This window comes from Streptomyces venezuelae, assembly GCF_008642355.1.
Taxonomy (GTDB): Bacteria; Actinomycetota; Actinomycetes; order Streptomycetales; family Streptomycetaceae; genus Streptomyces; species Streptomyces venezuelae_B.
The window spans coordinates 5391751-5407576 of the sequence record NZ_CP029193.1 but is presented as its reverse complement, the minus strand read 5'-3'; the positions used below and the strand labels follow the sequence as shown (position 1 = coordinate 5407576).

Sequence of the window (15826 nt, the reverse complement as noted above, 5' to 3'; positions counted from 1 at the left end):
ACGGGCTAGCCTGAAGCCCGTATTGACGGACCAACCGGCATGAAACCCCCCGGCCTGAAGGAGGCGCACGTATGGCGGCAGGTGCCCCCAGGGTCTTCGTCTCACACCTCTCCGGCACCCCCGTCTTCGACCCGAACGGCGACCAGGTGGGCCGGGTGCGCGACCTGGTGGCGATGCTGCGGGTCAGCAGACGGCCGCCGCGGCTCCTCGGGCTCGTCGTCGAGCTCGCGACCCGGCGCCGCATCTTCCTGCCGATGACCCGCGTCACGGGCATCGAGTCGGGCCAGGTCATCACCACCGGTGTGCTGAACGTGCGGCGGTTCGAGCAGCGGCCCACCGAGCGGCTCGTGCTCGGCGAGATGCTCGACCGGCGGGTGCGGCTCGTGGAGACGGGCGACGAGGTCACCGTCCTCGACGTATCGATTCAGCAGCTGCCCGCACGCCGTGACTGGGAGATCGACCGGGTCTTCGTACGGAAGGGCAAGGCCGGCACGTTCCGGCGCAAGGGCGAGACGCTGACCGTCGACTGGTCCGCCGTGGACGGCTTCTCCCTGGAGGAGCACGGACAGGGCGCGGAGAGCCTCCTGGCGACCTTCGAGCAGCTGCGCCCCGCCGACCTCGCGAACGTCCTGCACCACCTCTCCCCGAAGCGGCGGACCGAGGTGGCCGCCGCCCTCGACGACGACCGGCTCGCCGACGTCCTCGAGGAGCTCCCCGAGGACGACCAGATCGAGATCCTCGGCAAGCTCAAGGAGGAGCGCGCCGCCGACGTCCTGGAGGCCATGGACCCGGACGACGCGGCCGACCTCCTGGCCGAGCTGCCCGAGGAGGACAAGGAACGGCTCCTGACGCTGATGCAGCCCGCCGACGCGGCGGACGTGCGGCGCCTCATGGCGTACGAGGAGCGGACCGCCGGCGGCATGATGACCACCGAGCCGATCGTGCTGCGGCCCGACGCGACGGTCGCCGACGCACTCGCCCGGGTGCGGCAGCAGGACCTCTCCCCGGCGCTCGCCGCGCAGGTGTACGTGTGCCGCCCGCCGGACGAGACGCCGACGGGCAAGTACCTGGGCACCGTGCACTTCCAGCGGCTGCTGCGCGATCCGCCGTACACGCTGGTCGGCTCCATCCTGGACGACGACCTGCTGCCGCTCGCGCCCGCCACGACACTGCCGGCGGTCGCCGGGTACTTCGCGACGTATGACATGGTGGCCGCCCCCGTCGTCGACGAGAGCGGCTCGCTGCTCGGTGCGATCACCGTCGACGACGTGCTGGACCACATGCTGCCGGACGACTGGCGCGAGACGGAGTTCCACCTGGAGGAGGAAGGGGCGGGCCATGGCGGCTGACCGCGACCGCGAGAACCGTCCAGAGCAGCGGAATCCCCGCTTCCGGCTGGACCAGCCCAGACCCCCGCGCAACAAGATCCTGCCGGACTACGACCCGGAGGCCTTCGGACGGCTCTCGGAGCGCATCGCGCGGTTCCTCGGCACCGGCAGGTTCATCGTCTGGATGACGGTCGTGATCGTCATGTGGGTGGTGTGGAACATCGCCGCCCCCGACCACCTGCGCTTCGACCAGTATCCGTTCATCTTCCTGACGCTGATGCTGTCCCTGCAGGCGTCGTACGCCGCCCCGCTGATCCTCCTCGCGCAGAACCGGCAGGACGACCGCGACCGCGTCAACCTCGAACAGGACCGCAAGCAGAACGAGCGGTCCATCGCGGACACCGAGTACCTCACCCGCGAGATCGCCTCGCTGCGCATGGGCCTCGGCGAGGTCGCCACCCGCGACTGGATCCGCTCGGAGCTCCAGGACCTGGTCAAGGAGCTGGAGGAGCAGCGCGCCGTATTCCCGTCGGAGCGCTCGCGCGGGAGTGATGTAGGCGACCGCTGACATACCTTCCCGGGCCGGGGTTACCGCGCCGTACTATCGGTCTCATGGCTACGGAAGACGCGGTGCGCGAGGCACTGGCGACGGTGAACGACCCCGAGATCCAGCGACCCATCACCGAACTGGGGATGGTCAAATCGGTGGACATCTCCGCCGAGGGGGCAGTGGCGGTCACCGTGTACCTGACGGTCTCCGGCTGCCCGATGCGCGAGACCATCACCAAGAACGTGACCGACGCGGTCGCGGCGGTCGAGGGCGTCACTGACGTCACCGTGACGCTGGACGTGATGGGGGACGAGCAGCGCAAGGAGCTGGCGGCGGCGCTGCGCGGCGGCACCGCCGAGCGCGAGGTCCCGTTCGCCAAACCCGGCTCGCTGACCCGGGTCTACGCGGTCGCGTCCGGCAAGGGCGGCGTCGGCAAGTCGTCGGTGACGGTGAACCTCGCCGCCGCGATGGCCGCCGACGGCCTGAAGGTCGGCGTCGTCGACGCGGACATCTACGGCCACTCGGTGCCCCGCATGCTGGGCGCCGACGGCAAGCCCACCCAGGTCGAGAACATGATCATGCCTCCGTCGGCGAACGGCGTGAAGGTCATCTCCATCGGCATGTTCACGCCGGGCAACGCCCCGGTCGTGTGGCGCGGGCCGATGCTGCACCGCGCGCTCCAGCAGTTCCTCGCGGACGTCTTCTGGGGCGACCTGGACGTGCTGCTCCTCGACCTGCCGCCGGGTACGGGCGACATCGCGATCTCGGTCGCGCAGCTCGTCCCGAACGCGGAGATCCTGGTGGTCACCACCCCGCAGCAGGCTGCCGCGGAGGTCGCCGAGCGCGCCGGTTCCATCGCCGTCCAGACCCACCAGAAGATCGTCGGCGTCGTCGAGAACATGTCGGGCCTGCCGTGCCCGCACTGCGACGAGATGGTCGACGTGTTCGGCACGGGCGGCGGCCAGAAGGTCGCCGAGGGCCTCACGAAGACGACGGGCGCGCAGGTGCCGGTCCTCGGCTCCATCCCGATCGACGTGCGGCTGCGCGAGGGCGGCGACGAGGGCAAGCCCGTCGTCCTGTCCGACCCGGACTCCCCCGCGGGCTCCGCGCTGCGCGCCATCGCGGGCAAGCTGGGCGGCCGCCAGCGCGGCCTGTCGGGCATGTCCCTGGGCATCACGCCGCGCAACAAGTTCTGAGGCCTGCTCCTCCGATACGTCGACGGGGGCGCCGCTCCGTGTGAGCGGCGCCCCCGTCGGCGGGTCCGGACAGCCCTACGAGGCGTACGACCCGATGTCCTGGATGACGGAGAAGCCGAGACCGTACGCGCTCATGCCGCGCCCGTACGCGCCCAGGTGCACGCCTTCCTTCGTGGAGCCCGCGAGGATCCAGCCGTACTCGGACTCGCGGTAGTGGAAGGGCGTCGGCACCCCGTCGACCGGCAGCGACAGCGACGACCAGTCGGAGCCCTCCAGGTCGTCGGCGAGGACCCACGCGGTCTCCGTCTGCTGGTCGAGCCAGTCGTCGCGCAGGGTGTGGTCCATCTGGCCGGGCCAGGTGAAGTTCAGCAGGCCGACCCCGGCGAGCCAGGCCGCCGAGGAGACCGACGTGGCCTCCAGGACGCCCGTGCCGTCCGCGGTGCGCCGCACCGGGTTGGCGGCTACGGTCACCACGACCGCGAAGCGCTCCTTGTCGCTGTTGCCGAGGGTGCCCTCGGCCAGGACCGACGGCTCGTCACCGTGTCCGATGGAACCGTGCTCCACGGCACCGTCCGATGTCGCGCCGACCTGCATCAGCCAGCGCTGCCCCGTGAAGGCCTCGTCGAGGCCGTACCAGGGGAAGGGCGCCAGCAGGTAGCCGTCGACCGTGCGCCGGGCGGCCGACACCGCTGGTGCGGTGCCCTCCGCGGTCGGCGCCTGCGCGCCCACCCGACTTGTCGTCTCCATGTACCCGGCCGCCTCCTCGCTCTCGTCGGTCCGGAGCGGCCCGCCCCCCTCGGGCGTCCTCACGCCGGACAACAAGGCAGGATAGCCACACCTGTTGGCGGGGGCAGTCCAGGCGAGGGCTCAGGTGGCGTCCGCGTCGAACGGCGGACGGTCGTCGGCCACCGGCTTCCGGGGCTCCGCGGACGTCTTCCGCATGTCGACGCGGGCTCCGCCGGACGAGGTGCCGGAGGCCGTCGAGCCGGTGTCGGAGGAGTCGCTGTCGCGGCCGTGCACGGCGTCCGCGACCTCGTTCATCTCCTTCTTCAGGTCGAAGCCGTTGCGGATCTCCTTGAGCCCGAGATCGTCGTTGTCGAGCTGCTTGCGGATGAACTTCTTGGGGTTCAGGTCCTCGAACTCGAAGTCCTTGAACTCGGGGCCCAGCTCCTCGCGAATGTCCGCTTTCGCACTGTCGGAGAACTCGCGGATCTTGCGGATCGTGCGGGAGATGTCCTGGATGACCTTCGGCAGCTTGTCCGGACCGAAGATGAGCACGGCGAGGACGACCAGCGTCACTATCTCGAGTGCGCCAATGTCATTGAACACCTAGAGCTCCTTGCGCGATGTCCGCGATGTCCTCAGCCCGCAGCAGGTCGTCGGCAACAGGTCGTCGTCCGGGTCGGACCGTCCCACGGTACCCGCCGCTGATGTCTGTCCGGTAGCCGCTGCACGACAACCCGGATCACTCGTGGTCAGTCCTTTACCCGGCCACCACCGGTACTCGGCCGTGGTCGTGCTCAGCCGCGGCCGGGCTCAGCCGCTGCTCGCCGACCCCAGGACCAGGGTCACCTCGCGGTCGGCGCCGTCGCGCTCCACGGTCAGCCGCAGGCTGTCCTTCGGACGGTGGGCGCGGACCTTGACGATCAGTTCGTCGCTGGAGTGCACGGCGCGGCCGTCGACCTCCGTGATGACGTCACCGGGCTTCAGGCCCGCCTTGTCGCCGGGGCCGTTCTTGTTGACCGACGGGCCGCCGTTCCGGCCCTTGTCCGCTATGCGCGCGCCGTCGCCGTTGAACTCCGTGTCGAGCGTGACACCGATCACCGGGTGCGTCGCCCTGCCGAAGTTGATCAGCTCTTCGGCGACGCGCTTGCCCTGGTTGATCGGGATGGCGAAGCCGAGTCCGATGGATCCCGCCTGGCCGCCGCCCGGCTCGGAGCTGTCGTCCGCGGAACGTATGGCGCTGTTGATGCCGATGACGCGGGCCTTGGAGTCGACGAGGGGGCCGCCGGAGTTGCCGGGGTTGATCGGAGCGTCGGTCTGCAGGGCGTCCACGTACGAGATGTCGCTGCCGTCACCCTTCTCGCCGCCCGCGGTGATGGGCCGCTCCTTGGCGCTGATGATCCCCGAGGTGACCGTGTTCTCCAGGTCGAAGGGGGCGCCGATGGCCACGACGGCGTCACCGACCTGGACGTTCTCGGAGTTGCCGAGGGGCAGGGGCTTGAGGCCTCGGACGCCGCTGACCTTGACGACCGCGAGGTCGTAGCCGGAGTCGCGGCCGATGACCTCGGCCTTGGCGGTCTCGCCGCCGCTGAAGGTCACGGTGACCTCGCCGCCGGTGCCGGCGGGCTCCACGACGTGGTTGTTGGTGAGGATGTGGCCCTTGCCGTCGAGGACGAAGCCGGTGCCGGTGCCCTGGGCGGAGTCGCCGCTGACGTGCAGCGTCACGACGCCGGGCAGAGTCGAGGCGGCGATGCCTGCGACGCTGCCCTTGGGCCGGTCGGCGGACTCCACGTCGGACTGCCGCAGCTCGACGTCGCCTGTGCCGTTCCGCTCCAGGTACGCACCGGTGGCGCCGCCGATGAGCCCCGAGAGCAGGGCGATGACGGCAACGCCGATGAACAGCACGCGCCGCCCCCGCCTGTCCCGCTTCTCCCGAGTCTCCGGAGGCAGCGAGCCGACCTGCTGAAGCGGAGCGTTCCAGGGGTCGTACGGCTGCCGAGGCGCCGCCCCCTGAGCCCCTCCGGGCGGCCCGGGAGGCGTCACACCGTGTGGGGCCTGCGGCTGCGGCTGCTGCGACACGTGGGGGGTGGGCCCAGGGGTGCCGTGCGGAGGCGTGCCGCCGTGCGGCGGCGGAAGCTGGGTGCCGTGCGCCGGGGTCGCCGCGGGGTGCTGCACGGGAGGCGCGGGCGCCCAGGGCCCCGGTTCCCCGTAGGGCGGAGTGCTGTACGGATCAGGGTCGTGCAGGGGCCGGGGCCGCTCCCCGGCGCCGGGCTCCTGCGCGGCAGACGGGACGGGGCCTGACGGGTACGCAACGGAAGGCGCCGGACCGCCGGACTGCTGCGGCTGCGGCTGCGGCTGCGGCTGCGGCTGCGGCTGCGCGCCAGGCTCGGTCCATGCCTCACCCGGCTGGCTCGGGACCTCGGCGGACCGGTCCGGTACCGCCGGAGCGGCCGGTGCCTGCGTCTGGCCGGACGGCAGGTCGGTGCGGTGCGCCGGCTCGGCCCACGTGCCGTCGGACTGGGCCGGGACCTCGGCGGTGCCGTCCCGTGGCGCCGGAGCGTCCGGCGGGACGTCAACGGGGTGCGGGGGCTGTACCGCGGGGTCGTCCGACGTGCCCCGCGTGTCCGGCCGCGGGCGGCTCCACCAGTTCGCCTTCGTGGGCTTCCCGTCGTCCATGTTCTCCCCACAACTGGCCCGCGGCGGACGCCGTTTGCATGTTCAACCCCGTGACCGCCGAATCCCCGGCGGGCACGGCCCACCGAGGATTCAACCAGGTTCCCGCGCGGAAGCGCAGGGCGCCGTCGCGTCAGTGGACCTGCGACGTGCCCTTCAGTGGTCCGGTGCCCTGGGCCGCCGCTCCGGCTCGCACCGGATCCGCGTCCCCCGGCACCACCGCGTCCGACGCCCGCGGCAGCTTGATGCCGGGCAGGGCGGAGGTGTGACGGCCGGGCGGCGCCGGGCGTATGAGGGGGGAGATGGCGGCGGCGCCCGCGAGCATCGGGGTCGTCAGCTCGTACACGGGAGCGTGGGAGCGGAAGGGCTGCGAGGGCGCGCCCGGCAGCAACGGGCCCGTGACCTCCGTCGGCGCGACCGGCGCCGACAGCGCACCGGGACGCTGGCCCTGCACCGACAGCGGATTGCCGGCGCCACGACGGCGCACGGAGTCGGGGGTCGCGGCGGTGCCGGACCCCTGACTGCGCTGCGGCGTCACATTGCTCCCGGAGCCGCCCGCGCGGGTGTCGCCCGACGAGTCGGTGGGGACGCCGACCGTGACACCGCCGAGCGCGATCGCGGCCATCGACACCGCACCGGCCGCCGCGAACGCGAACCGGCGTCCGCGCCAGGCCGGACGCTCCGCCTCGGACCGGCGGGCGACGTCGTGGATGCGGAAGCCGCGCTGCTCGCTGGGCAGCACCGCGGCGTGGGCGCCCGCGGGCACGTACTCCACGAAGGGCTCCGTGCTCACGCCGAAGATCCCGTTCCGCGGGAGCCCGGCGGAGTCGGTCGCTCCCGTGGCGAAGCCGTCGTCGGCGTCGGGTCCTCCGGGCGGCCCTGAACCGCCCCCAGGAAGACCGGGAAGGCCCTGGAGACGGGCGAGGAAGCTCTCGGTGGGCGGCGGCGGGGCCGCCTGCGCGAAGACGCTCTTCAGGCGGCGCTGCGCGTCCGCCTCGGTCTTGCACATCGGACAGGTCGCCAGATGCGCGAGGACGCGCTCGCGCGCGTCATGGCCCAACTCGCCGTCCACAAGGGCGGCGAGCCGGTCCCCCAGATGCTGCTCGGCCTCGGCTACGTGCCGTTCGGCAGGATTCGACCGTGATCCACTCACGCGGTCGCGCCCCCTCCTCCCAGCGCCACGGCACCCGTGACCGCGAGCGAACGGCGCTCGGCGCGGGCCTCGGGAGACCGGTGCTGGAGAGCCTTGCGCAGCTGCGAGCGGCCCCGGTGGATACGGCTGCGGACCGTACCGAGCTTGACGCCGAGGGTCGCGGCGATCTCCTCGTACGACAGGCCTTCGATGTCGCAGAGGACGACGGCCGCACGGAACTCGGGCGCGAGGGTGTCCAGCGCCTGCTGGACGTCCGCGTCGAAGTGCGTGTCGTTGAACACCTGCTGGGGCGACGGCTCACGGCTGGGCAGCCGCTCCGCGGCGTCGTCCCCGAGCGCGTCGAACCGGATGCGCTGCTTGCGGCGCACCATGTCCAGGAAGAGGTTCGTGGTGATGCGGTGCAGCCAGCCCTCGAACGTGCCGGGGGTGTAGGTCGAGAGGGACCGGAAGACACGGACGAAGACCTCTTGGGTGAGGTCCTCGGCGTCGTGCTGATTGCCGGTCAGGCGGTACGCCAGGCGGTATACGCGGCCGCTGTGCGTGCTGACGATCTCCTCCCAGGTGGGCGGAGTCCACGCCTGCGATTCCGCGTCAGCGGCAAAGGTCGCGGTCTGAGCGGAGTCGTTGGCACGGATGCGGTCAGCGGTGTCGGTCACGGATTTCGGCTCACCCGCCAATCCGAGAAAGCGCCGGAGCACTCCTCCCCGATTCGCAGACGCAGCCGCACCTCCCCTGTCGGCTCTGGTGGTGTCCAGTGGAGCCCCTACCATAACCACCTCGCCCGTTAGCTCCGGATAAGCGTTTTTACGTGAATTTGGTACGGGCTTCGTGGCAGGTGTCCTGCCCCTGCGAGCCGCCCGCTTGAAGTCTTGATCCATCTGTTACCCCCGCTGTGCTCCCACCCCCTGTAAACGCGCGGTCCCATCTGCGGGTTCCCGCGCCCAACGGATACAGTCACGGCCAGGCAACCACGGGGACAGGAGAGGGCCATTACCGGCAACCGGCAGACGGGATGGGCGTTCGCCGACGCCTTTGTCGCCGAGGACGAGGCGCTGCGCTGGGCCCGGGACCGGGCCCGGGAGGCGGGCCTGCCCTCGGTGTCCCCCGGCACCGGCGCCGCGCTGCGCATGCTCGCCGCCACGGCTGACGCGAAAGCGGTGGCCGAGATCGGTACGGGTACGGGAGTGTCGGGCATCCACCTGCTGCACGGCATGCGGCCCGACGGCGTGCTGACCACCGTCGATCCCGAGCCGGACCGCCAGCAGTTCGCCCGTCAGGCCTTCCGGGCGGCCGGCTTCGCGGGCAACCGGGCGCGGTTCATCCCGGGCCGCGCCCTCGACGTGCTGCCGCGTCTGGCGGACGGCGGGTACGACCTCGTGTTCTGCGACGGCGACCGCCTGGAGTCCCTGGAATATCTCGCTGAATCGTTGCGCCTGCTGCGACCCGGCGGGCTCGTCTGCTTCGAGGGCGTCTTCGCGGACGGCAGGACCGTCGACTCGGGACCCCAGCCGGTGGAGGTCCTGCACCTGCGCGATCTGCTGCGGACCGTGCGCGAGAGCCCGGACCTGGTGCCGTCGCTGCTGCCCGTCGGCGACGGCCTGCTCTGCGCCGTCAAGCGCTAGCGCGGGGCCCGCGCACAGCGGTTCCGGGATCCCGGACCCGGAAAAGACCACTGCCCCGGCATCGTCGTACGATGCCGGGGCAGTGGAAAAGTATGGAGCGCGCTTCCGCGTCAGCCGACGACCTTCTTCAGGGCGTCGCCGAGCGCGTCGGCCTCGTCCGGAGTCAGTTCGACGACAAGTCGTCCGCCGCCTTCGAGCGGAACGCGCATGACGATGCCCCGCCCCTCCTTGGTCACCTCGAGCGGGCCGTCGCCCGTCCGCGGCTTCATGGCCGCCATGCTCGTTCCCCTTCCTGAAACCAGCTCATCGCAGCCGACAACCCAGGTGTCACCGGCATCGAACACATTGCTTCCAGGCCATTATCCCGCATGGCAGGACCCGATGACCAACATCGGTCGGCATCGCTTGGGCAACGCGCGCCCGCAAAACCACTCAATTCGGCGATGTGGCTGCGATACTTCGCCGTCCCATACGCCCCAGGGGCCCGGATTTGTTTGACGCAGGTCACATGGATGGGCTCATGCCGGACCCCGATGATCTCCGTCATGCTGAGCTCCTACGTACTGGACCAGCGGAGGGGGCCACCATGGCCGACAGCGTGCTCTACGAGGTGCACGACGGACTCGCGACGATCACCATCAACCGTCCCGAGGCGATGAACGCCATGAACACGGAGGCCAAGGTCGCCCTGCGGGAGGCCGTGCTCGCGGCCGCCGCCGACGAGACCGTGCGCGCGGTCCTGCTCACCGCGACAGGCCGTGCCTTCTGTGTGGGCCAGGACCTCAAGGAGCACATCGGCAGCCTGGCCGCGGACCGCGAGGCGGGCACCGGGCAGACGATGAGCACGGTCCGTGAGCACTACAACCCCATCGTCCGGGCGCTGACCGGCATGCGGAAGCCGGTCGTGGCGGGCGTCAACGGTGTCGCCGCGGGTGCGGGCCTCGGTTTCGCGCTCGCCGCCGACTACCGCGTGGTCGCGGACACGGCCAAGTTCAACACGTCCTTCGCGGGCGTCGCCCTGACCGCCGACTCGGGCGTCTCCTGGACGCTGCCGCGCGTGATCGGCCCCGGCCGCGCCGCGGATTTGCTGCTGTTCCCGCGCAACATCGACGCACGCGAGGCGTACGAGCTGGGCATCGCCAACAAGATCGTTCCCGCGGCCGACCTCGCCGCGGAGGCCGCCCAGGTGGCCCGCGCCCTCGCCGACGGACCGACGCTGGCCTACGCGGCCCTCAAGGAGTCCCTGGCCTACGCGGCGGGCCACTCCCTGGACGAGGCGCTGGACAAGGAGGACGAGCTGCAGGGCAAGGCGGGCGCTTCCGAGGACCACGCGATCGCCGTGCAGGCCTTCGTCGCCAAGGAGAAGCCGAAGTACCTGGGCCGCTGACCCCGGGGCCCGTGCACACCCGTCACGACGCCTCGCGGGCCACGCAGTCCGCGAGGTGGTCGTCGACCAGGCCGCAGGCCTGCATCAGCGCGTACGCCGTGGTGGGGCCGACGAAGCGTATGCCGCGCTTCTTGAGCTCCTTGGACAGGGCCGTGGACTCGTCGGTGATCGCGGGCACGTCGGCGAGGGTCCGCGGGATCTTCCTGGTCGCGGGGTCGGGCGCGAAGGACCAGATCAGGGAGTCCAGTTCGCCCTCGGACCAGTCGGCGAGCACGCGCGCGTTGGCGAGGGTCGCGTCGATCTTCGCGCGGTTGCGGATGATGCCCGGGTCGGCGAGGAGCCGCTCGCGGTCCTCGTCGGTGAACTCCGCCACCGAGGCGATCCTGAAGCCGGCGAAGGCGGCGCGGAAACCCTCGCGGCGGCGCAGGATCGTGATCCAGGAGAGGCCCGACTGGAACGCCTCCAGGCAGAGCCGCTCGTACAGCGCGTCGTCGCCCCGGACCGGGCGGCCCCACTCCTCGTCGTGGTACGCCACGTAGTCCTCGGTGGACAGGCCCCAGGGGCAGCGGAGTCCGCCGTCCGGGCCCGCGACCGCGCCGCTCTCGATACTCACTGGTCGTCGCCCTTCTCGTCCCGCGCGTTCTCCCCCGCCGCGTCCTGGACGACCTTGTCCTGGACGACTCCGTCCTCAACGACCTTGTCCCTGGCCACCCGCGGTTCGTACCCCTCGAAGAGGGCGGGGCCCGCGACCGCGGTGGCCTGCGCGCCGGCCAGGGCGGCCTCCAGCTCGGCGATGCGGGCGTCCCGTTCGGCGAGCTCGGCGCCCAGACGGCCGAGCACGTCGTCGACCTCCCCCATGTGGTAGCCGCGCAGGGTCATCGGGAAGCGCACCAGGTCGACGTCGGCGCGGCGCAGCGGGCGGTCCGGGGGCAGCGGGTCGGTGAACCGCTCGGGCGCGGCGTCGGGCAGCGCGCCGCTCTCGCCGCCGCCGATCACGGCGAGGGTCACCGCGCCGACCACCACGAGGAGGGCGACGACCAGGAACAAGAACAAGACCATCTCTTCAGGCCCTCACGCTCGACTGCCCGTGCTCAAACTGTCAGGGTCCGATCGTGCCATGTGGCTCTGACAGTTAAGGTCACAGGCGGCCGGACCGCGACTAGGACCCAGGAGGGCCACAGGGGATGCTCAGGCTTGGCAGGCGCGAGTTCGACGCGCACGAGCCGGTGATCATGGCGATCGTGAACCGGACCCCGGACTCCTTCTACGACCAGGGGGCCACGTTCCGCGACGAACCGGCGCTCGCGCGCGTGGAGCAGGCCGTGGCCGAAGGTGCCGCGATCATCGACATCGGCGGGGTCAAGGCGGGGCCCGGCGACGAGGTGAGCGCCGAGGAGGAGGCGCGCCGCACGGTCGGCTTCGTCGCCGAGGTGCGCAGGCGGTTCCCCGATGTGGTGATCAGCGTCGACACCTGGCGGCACGACGTGGGCGAGGCGGTCTGCGAGGCGGGCGCGGACGTGCTCAACGACGCGTGGGGCGGCGTCGACCCGAAGCTCGCGGAGGTCGCCGCGCGGTACGGGGCGGGCCTGGTCTGCACGCACGCGGGCGGCGCCGAGCCGCGGACGAGGCCGCACCGCGTCACGTACGACGACGTGATGGCGGACATCCTGCGGGTGACGGTCGACCTGGCCGAGCGCGCGGTGGCGCTGGGTGTGCCCCGCGAGTCCGTGATGATCGACCCGGGGCACGACTTCGGCAAGAACACCCGCCACAGCCTGGAGGCGACCCGGCGTCTCGGCGAGATGACGGACACGGGCTGGCCGGTCCTGGTCTCCCTCTCCAACAAGGACTTCGTCGGCGAGACCCTCGACAAGCCGGTCAAGGAGCGCGTCCTCGGCACCCTCGCGACGACGGCGGTCTCGGCCTGGCTGGGCGCGCAGGTGTACCGCGTCCACGAGGTGGCGGAGACGAAGCAGGTGCTGGACATGGTCGCGACCATCGCGGGGCACAGGCCCCCGGCGGTCGCTCGCCGGGGGCTCGCGTGACACTGCTCCGGTGAGGGCTACTTCCCGACTTCCTTCGTCACCAGGGTGATGGCCTCCTCCACGTCGTCCGTGACGTGGAAGAGGAGCAGGTCGGCCTCGGAGGCCTTGCCCTGGGCGATGACCGTGTTCTTCAGCCAGTCGACCAGGCCGCCCCAGTACTGCGAGCCGAAGAGGACGATCGGGAACCGTGTGACCTTGCGGGTCTGGACGAGCGTGAGCGCTTCGAAGAGCTCGTCCAGCGTGCCGAGGCCGCCGGGCAGGACCACGAAGCCCTGCGCGTACTTCACGAACATCGTCTTGCGGACGAAGAAGTAGCGGAAGTTCACGCCGATGTCGACGTACGGGTTGAGGCCCTGCTCGAAGGGCAGCTCGATGCCGAGACCGACCGACGTGCCCTTCGCCTCGACGGCCCCCTGGTTGGCGGCCTGCATCGCGCCGGGCCCGCCGCCCGTGATCACCGCGAAGCCCGCCTCCACGAGCGCCTTGCCGATCTCGACGCCCGCCGCGTACTCGGGCGTCCCCTCCCCCGTGCGCGCCGAGCCGAACACGCTGATCGCGGGCGGAAGTTCGGCGAGGGTGCCGAAGCCCTCGATGAACTCGGACTGGATGCGCAGGACTCTCCAGGGATCCGTGTGGACCCATTCGGAGGGTCCTCCGTCGGAGTCGAGGAGACGCTGATCGGTCGTGCCGGCCTGCACCTTGTCCCGCCGGCGCAGCACCGGACCGAGCCGCTGCTCCTCAGGACGCTTCCTGGCACCGGTGTCGCGGGCAGCGCGCTCGGCGCTGCTGTCGGGATGGCCCATCGTCTGCTCCCTCCATGCGTACGTGACTGCGTACGTGACTCACAGCGTAGATCTACGCGGGTTACGTCCGAGGGACCTCGGGATGTCCGGCACCGGGTGCCTCGCCCGCTACGACGTCAGCCAGGACCGCAGCTTCTCCTCCGCGAGCGGGATCAGCGACGCCTCGACGCGTTCGTCGATCTTGTGCGCGAGCAGCGGGTTGCCGGGGCTGTAGTTCACCGCGGGCACGCCGAGCGCGCTGAAGCGGGAGACGTCCGTCCAACCGAACTTGGGGCGTGCCTCGCCGCCGACGGCCGCCATGAACGCGGCGGCGGCCGGGTGGGTCAGGCCGGGGCGGGCCGCGCCCGTGTGGTCGTCGACGATGAACTCGTCGACGCCGCAGTCCGCGAAGTAGTCGCGGACAAAGGCGAGGGCCTCTTCCTCGCTGCGGTCGGGGGCGTAGCGGAAGTTGACGGTGACGGTGCATTCGTCGGGGATGACGTTCGTGGCGACGCCGCCCTCGATGCGAACGGCGTTGAGGCCCTCGTGGAACTCGAGGCCCTCCACGACCGGCTTGCGCGGCTCGTACGCGGCGAGCCTCTGGAGGATCGGGGTGGCCGCGTGGATCGCGTTGGAGCCCATCCACGCGCGCGCGGAGTGTGCCCGTACGCCCCTGGTCTTGAGGAGGACCCGCAGGGTGCCCTGGCAGCCGCCCTCGACCTGTCCGTCGGTGGGTTCGAGGAGGACGGCGAAGTCACCGGCCAGCCAGTCGGGGTGGGCCTCGGCGACGTGTCCGAGGCCGTTGAGGTGGGCGGCGACCTCTTCGTTGTCGTAGAAGACGAAGGTGAGGTCGCGGTTGGGCTCGGTCACTGTCTGCGCGATGCGCAGCTGGACGGCGACGCCCGACTTCATGTCGCAGGTGCCGCAGCCCCACAGGACGCCGTCCTCGTCGAGGCGCGAGGGTACGTTGTCCGCGATCGGCACGGTGTCGATGTGCCCGGCGAGGATGACGCGTTCCGCGCGGCCGAGGTTCGTGCGGGCCACCACGTTGTTGCCGTGCCGGTCGACCGTGAGGTGCGGCAGGGCGCGCAGGGCCGTCTCGATGGCGTCGGCGAGCGCCTTCTCCTCGCCGCTCGGGGACGGGAAATCGACCAGTCGCGCGGTGAGCTCCGCGGCGTCGAGCGTGAGGTCAAGCGGTGTGTGAGGCATGCCGACGACCCTAAGCCAGCGGGCGCGCGGGGCTGTCGGTGGACTCCAGTACCTTGGACGCGTGCCTGAGCCCCCCACCCTCGTCCGGCGCGGCCGTCCCCTCCGTATCGGGGTTGCGGCCGCCGTGCTGCTCGCCGTCGTCGGCTATGTGGCGCTGCAGTACGTGTACGGGGGCAAGCCCGAGCCGCGGTGCACGGTGGTCTCGGGGAAGGGTGACGGCGCTTCGTACACGTTCACGGCCGAGCAGGCGCGGAACGCGGCGACGGTCGCCGCGGCCGGCACGTCGCGCGGGATGCCGGAGCGGGCGGTGACCATCGCGCTCGCCACCGCGCTGCAGGAGTCCGGGCTGCGCAACATCGCGCACGGGGACCGGGATTCGCTCGGCCTCTTCCAGCAGCGTCCCTCGCAGGGCTGGGGCGACGAGCGGCAGATCATGGACCCGGCGTACTCGGCGGGCCGCTTCTACGAGCATCTGGCCGAGGTCCCGGGCTATTCGCGGCTGCCCCTCACGGTGGCCGCGCAGCGGGTGCAGCGCAGCGGCTTTCCGCAGGCGTACGCCAAGCACGAGCCGGACGCCGCGCTGCTCGCCGCCGCGCTCACGGGCCGCGCGCCGGCCGCGTTCAGCTGCGAGGGGCGCCCGGACACGGACCCCGGCGGCCCGGCGCAGGTGCGGGCAGCCCTGGTCCGCGACTTCGGCCGCGAGGTGCGCCCCGGCGCGGCCCGGGGGCGCACGGTGACGGTGCCGGTGCCCGCCGCCGTGGCGACCGACCGGGCGCCGCAGCGCGGCTGGGAGCTGGCGCACTGGGCCGTGGCGCACGCGTCGGCGCTGCACATCGAGCGGGTGTCGTACGGCGGGCGGGAGTGGCACGCCGGAGGCGCCGGGACGTGGCGCGCGGTGGGCCGTGCGGCGGACGAGGGCGGGACCGCGGGGGCTGAGGCGGCGGGCGAGGTCCGGATCGTGACCGGGCAGTAGTGCGACGGGTCCCTCGATGGGGGCATGCCGAGTGCTACGGACCGACACCCTGTCCGAGTTTCCCGCGCGTGCCGCGTCGAAACCCCAAAACCCTTGAGATCGCTAGGCATGAAGGATTCTGCAGCGAAACGGCCCGTGCGCTCTTTGCCCGTTTTTATCCGCAGCCGATAATGCGACGCATTGCC

17 protein-coding genes are annotated in these 15826 nt (G+C 71.6%); 7 read left to right on the top strand and 10 right to left on the bottom strand.

Going from position 1 to position 15826, the window contains the following annotated elements:
- Window positions 1-71: 71 nt before the first annotated feature.
- Genes DEJ47_RS25295 through DEJ47_RS25285 form a run of 3 tightly spaced genes read left to right on the top strand, consistent with a single transcriptional unit; the run spans window position 72 to window position 3074 of the window.
- Entirely contained in the window at window positions 72-1349 is a 1278-nt protein-coding gene (locus DEJ47_RS25295) for a magnesium transporter MgtE N-terminal domain-containing protein (RefSeq protein ID WP_150171924.1), read from the top strand.
- Window positions 1339-1896 (top strand): DUF1003 domain-containing protein, encoded by a 558-nt coding sequence (locus DEJ47_RS25290; protein WP_150171922.1) that lies wholly within the window; start codon window positions 1339-1341, stop codon window positions 1894-1896. Before DEJ47_RS25295 ends, DEJ47_RS25290 begins: the two co-directional genes overlap by 11 nt.
- A gap of 44 nt (window positions 1897-1940) precedes the next feature.
- A complete protein-coding gene (locus DEJ47_RS25285; RefSeq protein WP_150171920.1) occupies window positions 1941-3074 on the top strand; it encodes an Mrp/NBP35 family ATP-binding protein in 1134 nt (377 codons plus the stop codon).
- Window positions 3075-3149: 75 nt separating this feature from the next.
- Here the strand turns inward: DEJ47_RS25285 and DEJ47_RS25280 are convergent, their stop codons facing one another.
- The 5 genes from DEJ47_RS25280 to sigE all read right to left on the bottom strand — a co-directional run bounded on the left by DEJ47_RS25280 (window position 3150) and on the right by sigE (window position 8393).
- The gene (locus DEJ47_RS25280; RefSeq protein WP_190415550.1) at window positions 3150-3821 is read right to left on the bottom strand and encodes a hypothetical protein; all 672 of its coding nucleotides are present in this window, start codon (window positions 3819-3821) and stop codon (window positions 3150-3152) included.
- Between the two features lie 120 nt (window positions 3822-3941).
- Window positions 3942-4403, bottom strand: a complete 462-nt coding sequence (locus DEJ47_RS25275) for a sec-independent translocase (protein WP_150171916.1) — start codon at window positions 4401-4403, stop codon at window positions 3942-3944.
- A gap of 207 nt (window positions 4404-4610) precedes the next feature.
- Window positions 4611-6473 carry a trypsin-like peptidase domain-containing protein gene (locus DEJ47_RS25270; RefSeq protein WP_150171914.1) on the bottom strand — a complete coding sequence of 621 codons (1863 nt, stop codon included), beginning with the start codon at window positions 6471-6473 and terminating at the stop codon, window positions 4611-4613.
- Between the two features lie 130 nt (window positions 6474-6603).
- A complete protein-coding gene (locus DEJ47_RS25265) occupies window positions 6604-7623 on the bottom strand; it encodes an anti-sigma factor family protein (RefSeq protein WP_150171912.1) in 1020 nt (339 codons plus the stop codon).
- Window positions 7620-8393 (bottom strand): RNA polymerase sigma factor SigE, encoded by a 774-nt coding sequence (gene sigE, locus DEJ47_RS25260; RefSeq protein WP_190415548.1) that lies wholly within the window; start codon window positions 8391-8393, stop codon window positions 7620-7622. Before sigE ends, DEJ47_RS25265 begins: the two co-directional genes overlap by 4 nt.
- A gap of 153 nt (window positions 8394-8546) precedes the next feature.
- Between sigE and DEJ47_RS25255 the strand changes: the two genes are divergently transcribed.
- On the top strand, window positions 8547-9245 hold the full coding sequence (locus DEJ47_RS25255; protein ID WP_150171908.1) for an O-methyltransferase: 699 nt from the start codon (window positions 8547-8549) through the stop codon (window positions 9243-9245).
- Between the two features lie 110 nt (window positions 9246-9355).
- On the opposite strand, the gene DEJ47_RS25250 is transcribed toward DEJ47_RS25255, so the two are convergent.
- Window positions 9356-9523: a DUF3117 domain-containing protein gene (locus tag DEJ47_RS25250; protein WP_003966491.1), complete on the bottom strand. Its 168-nt coding sequence runs from the start codon at window positions 9521-9523 to the stop codon at window positions 9356-9358.
- Between the two features lie 308 nt (window positions 9524-9831).
- On the opposite strand from DEJ47_RS25250, the gene DEJ47_RS25245 reads away from it, so the two are divergent.
- Entirely contained in the window at window positions 9832-10632 is an 801-nt protein-coding gene (locus DEJ47_RS25245; RefSeq protein WP_150171906.1) for an enoyl-CoA hydratase/isomerase family protein, read from the top strand.
- 22 nt (window positions 10633-10654) lie between these two features.
- Here the strand turns inward: DEJ47_RS25245 and DEJ47_RS25240 are convergent, their stop codons facing one another.
- Both DEJ47_RS25240 and DEJ47_RS25235 read right to left on the bottom strand, forming a co-directional pair.
- The gene (locus DEJ47_RS25240; RefSeq protein WP_150175857.1) at window positions 10655-11239 is read right to left on the bottom strand and encodes a DNA-3-methyladenine glycosylase I; all 585 of its coding nucleotides are present in this window, start codon (window positions 11237-11239) and stop codon (window positions 10655-10657) included.
- A gap of 2 nt (window positions 11240-11241) precedes the next feature.
- Complete coding sequence (locus DEJ47_RS25235; protein WP_161235190.1) at window positions 11242-11691, bottom strand: DivIVA domain-containing protein; 450 nt, start codon at window positions 11689-11691, stop codon at window positions 11242-11244.
- Window positions 11692-11816: 125 nt separating this feature from the next.
- Here DEJ47_RS25235 and folP point away from each other — a divergent pair, with 125 nt between their 5' ends.
- Window positions 11817-12677 carry a dihydropteroate synthase gene (folP, locus tag DEJ47_RS25230; protein ID WP_150171905.1) on the top strand — a complete coding sequence of 287 codons (861 nt, stop codon included), beginning with the start codon at window positions 11817-11819 and terminating at the stop codon, window positions 12675-12677.
- A gap of 17 nt (window positions 12678-12694) precedes the next feature.
- On the opposite strand, the gene DEJ47_RS25225 is transcribed toward folP, so the two are convergent.
- A complete protein-coding gene (locus DEJ47_RS25225; protein WP_150171903.1) occupies window positions 12695-13480 on the bottom strand; it encodes a TIGR00730 family Rossman fold protein in 786 nt (261 codons plus the stop codon).
- 108 nt (window positions 13481-13588) lie between these two features.
- Window positions 13589-14668 (bottom strand): succinyl-diaminopimelate desuccinylase, encoded by a 1080-nt coding sequence (gene dapE / locus DEJ47_RS25220; protein WP_150171901.1) that lies wholly within the window; start codon window positions 14666-14668, stop codon window positions 13589-13591.
- Window positions 14669-14729: 61 nt separating this feature from the next.
- On the opposite strand from dapE, the gene DEJ47_RS25215 reads away from it, so the two are divergent.
- The gene (locus DEJ47_RS25215; protein WP_223828499.1) at window positions 14730-15641 is read left to right on the top strand and encodes a heavy metal transporter; all 912 of its coding nucleotides are present in this window, start codon (window positions 14730-14732) and stop codon (window positions 15639-15641) included.
- Window positions 15642-15826: the final 185 nt, after the last annotated feature.

Bases quoted from the DNA above. Each gene is read 5' to 3' on its own strand.
- DEJ47_RS25295 (WP_150171924.1), top strand. From the start codon at position 72: ATGGCGGCAGGTGCCCCCAGGGTCTTCGTCTCACACCTCTCCGGCACC.
- DEJ47_RS25290 (WP_150171922.1), top strand. From the start codon at position 1,339: ATGGCGGCTGACCGCGACCGCGAGAACCGTCCAGAGCAGCGGAATCCC.
- DEJ47_RS25285 (WP_150171920.1), top strand. From the start codon at position 1,941: ATGGCTACGGAAGACGCGGTGCGCGAGGCACTGGCGACGGTGAACGAC.
- DEJ47_RS25280 (WP_190415550.1), bottom strand. From the start codon at position 3,821: ATGGAGACGACAAGTCGGGTGGGCGCGCAGGCGCCGACCGCGGAGGGC.
- DEJ47_RS25270 (WP_150171914.1), bottom strand. From the start codon at position 6,473: ATGGACGACGGGAAGCCCACGAAGGCGAACTGGTGGAGCCGCCCGCGG.
- sigE (WP_190415548.1), bottom strand. From the start codon at position 8,393: ATGGTAGGGGCTCCACTGGACACCACCAGAGCCGACAGGGGAGGTGCG.
- DEJ47_RS25250 (WP_003966491.1), bottom strand. From the start codon at position 9,523: ATGGCGGCCATGAAGCCGCGGACGGGCGACGGCCCGCTCGAGGTGACC.
- DEJ47_RS25245 (WP_150171906.1), top strand. From the start codon at position 9,832: ATGGCCGACAGCGTGCTCTACGAGGTGCACGACGGACTCGCGACGATC.
- DEJ47_RS25235 (WP_161235190.1), bottom strand. From the start codon at position 11,691: ATGGTCTTGTTCTTGTTCCTGGTCGTCGCCCTCCTCGTGGTGGTCGGC.
- folP (WP_150171905.1), top strand. From the start codon at position 11,817: ATGCTCAGGCTTGGCAGGCGCGAGTTCGACGCGCACGAGCCGGTGATC.
- DEJ47_RS25225 (WP_150171903.1), bottom strand. From the start codon at position 13,480: ATGGGCCATCCCGACAGCAGCGCCGAGCGCGCTGCCCGCGACACCGGT.
- dapE (WP_150171901.1), bottom strand. From the start codon at position 14,668: ATGCCTCACACACCGCTTGACCTCACGCTCGACGCCGCGGAGCTCACC.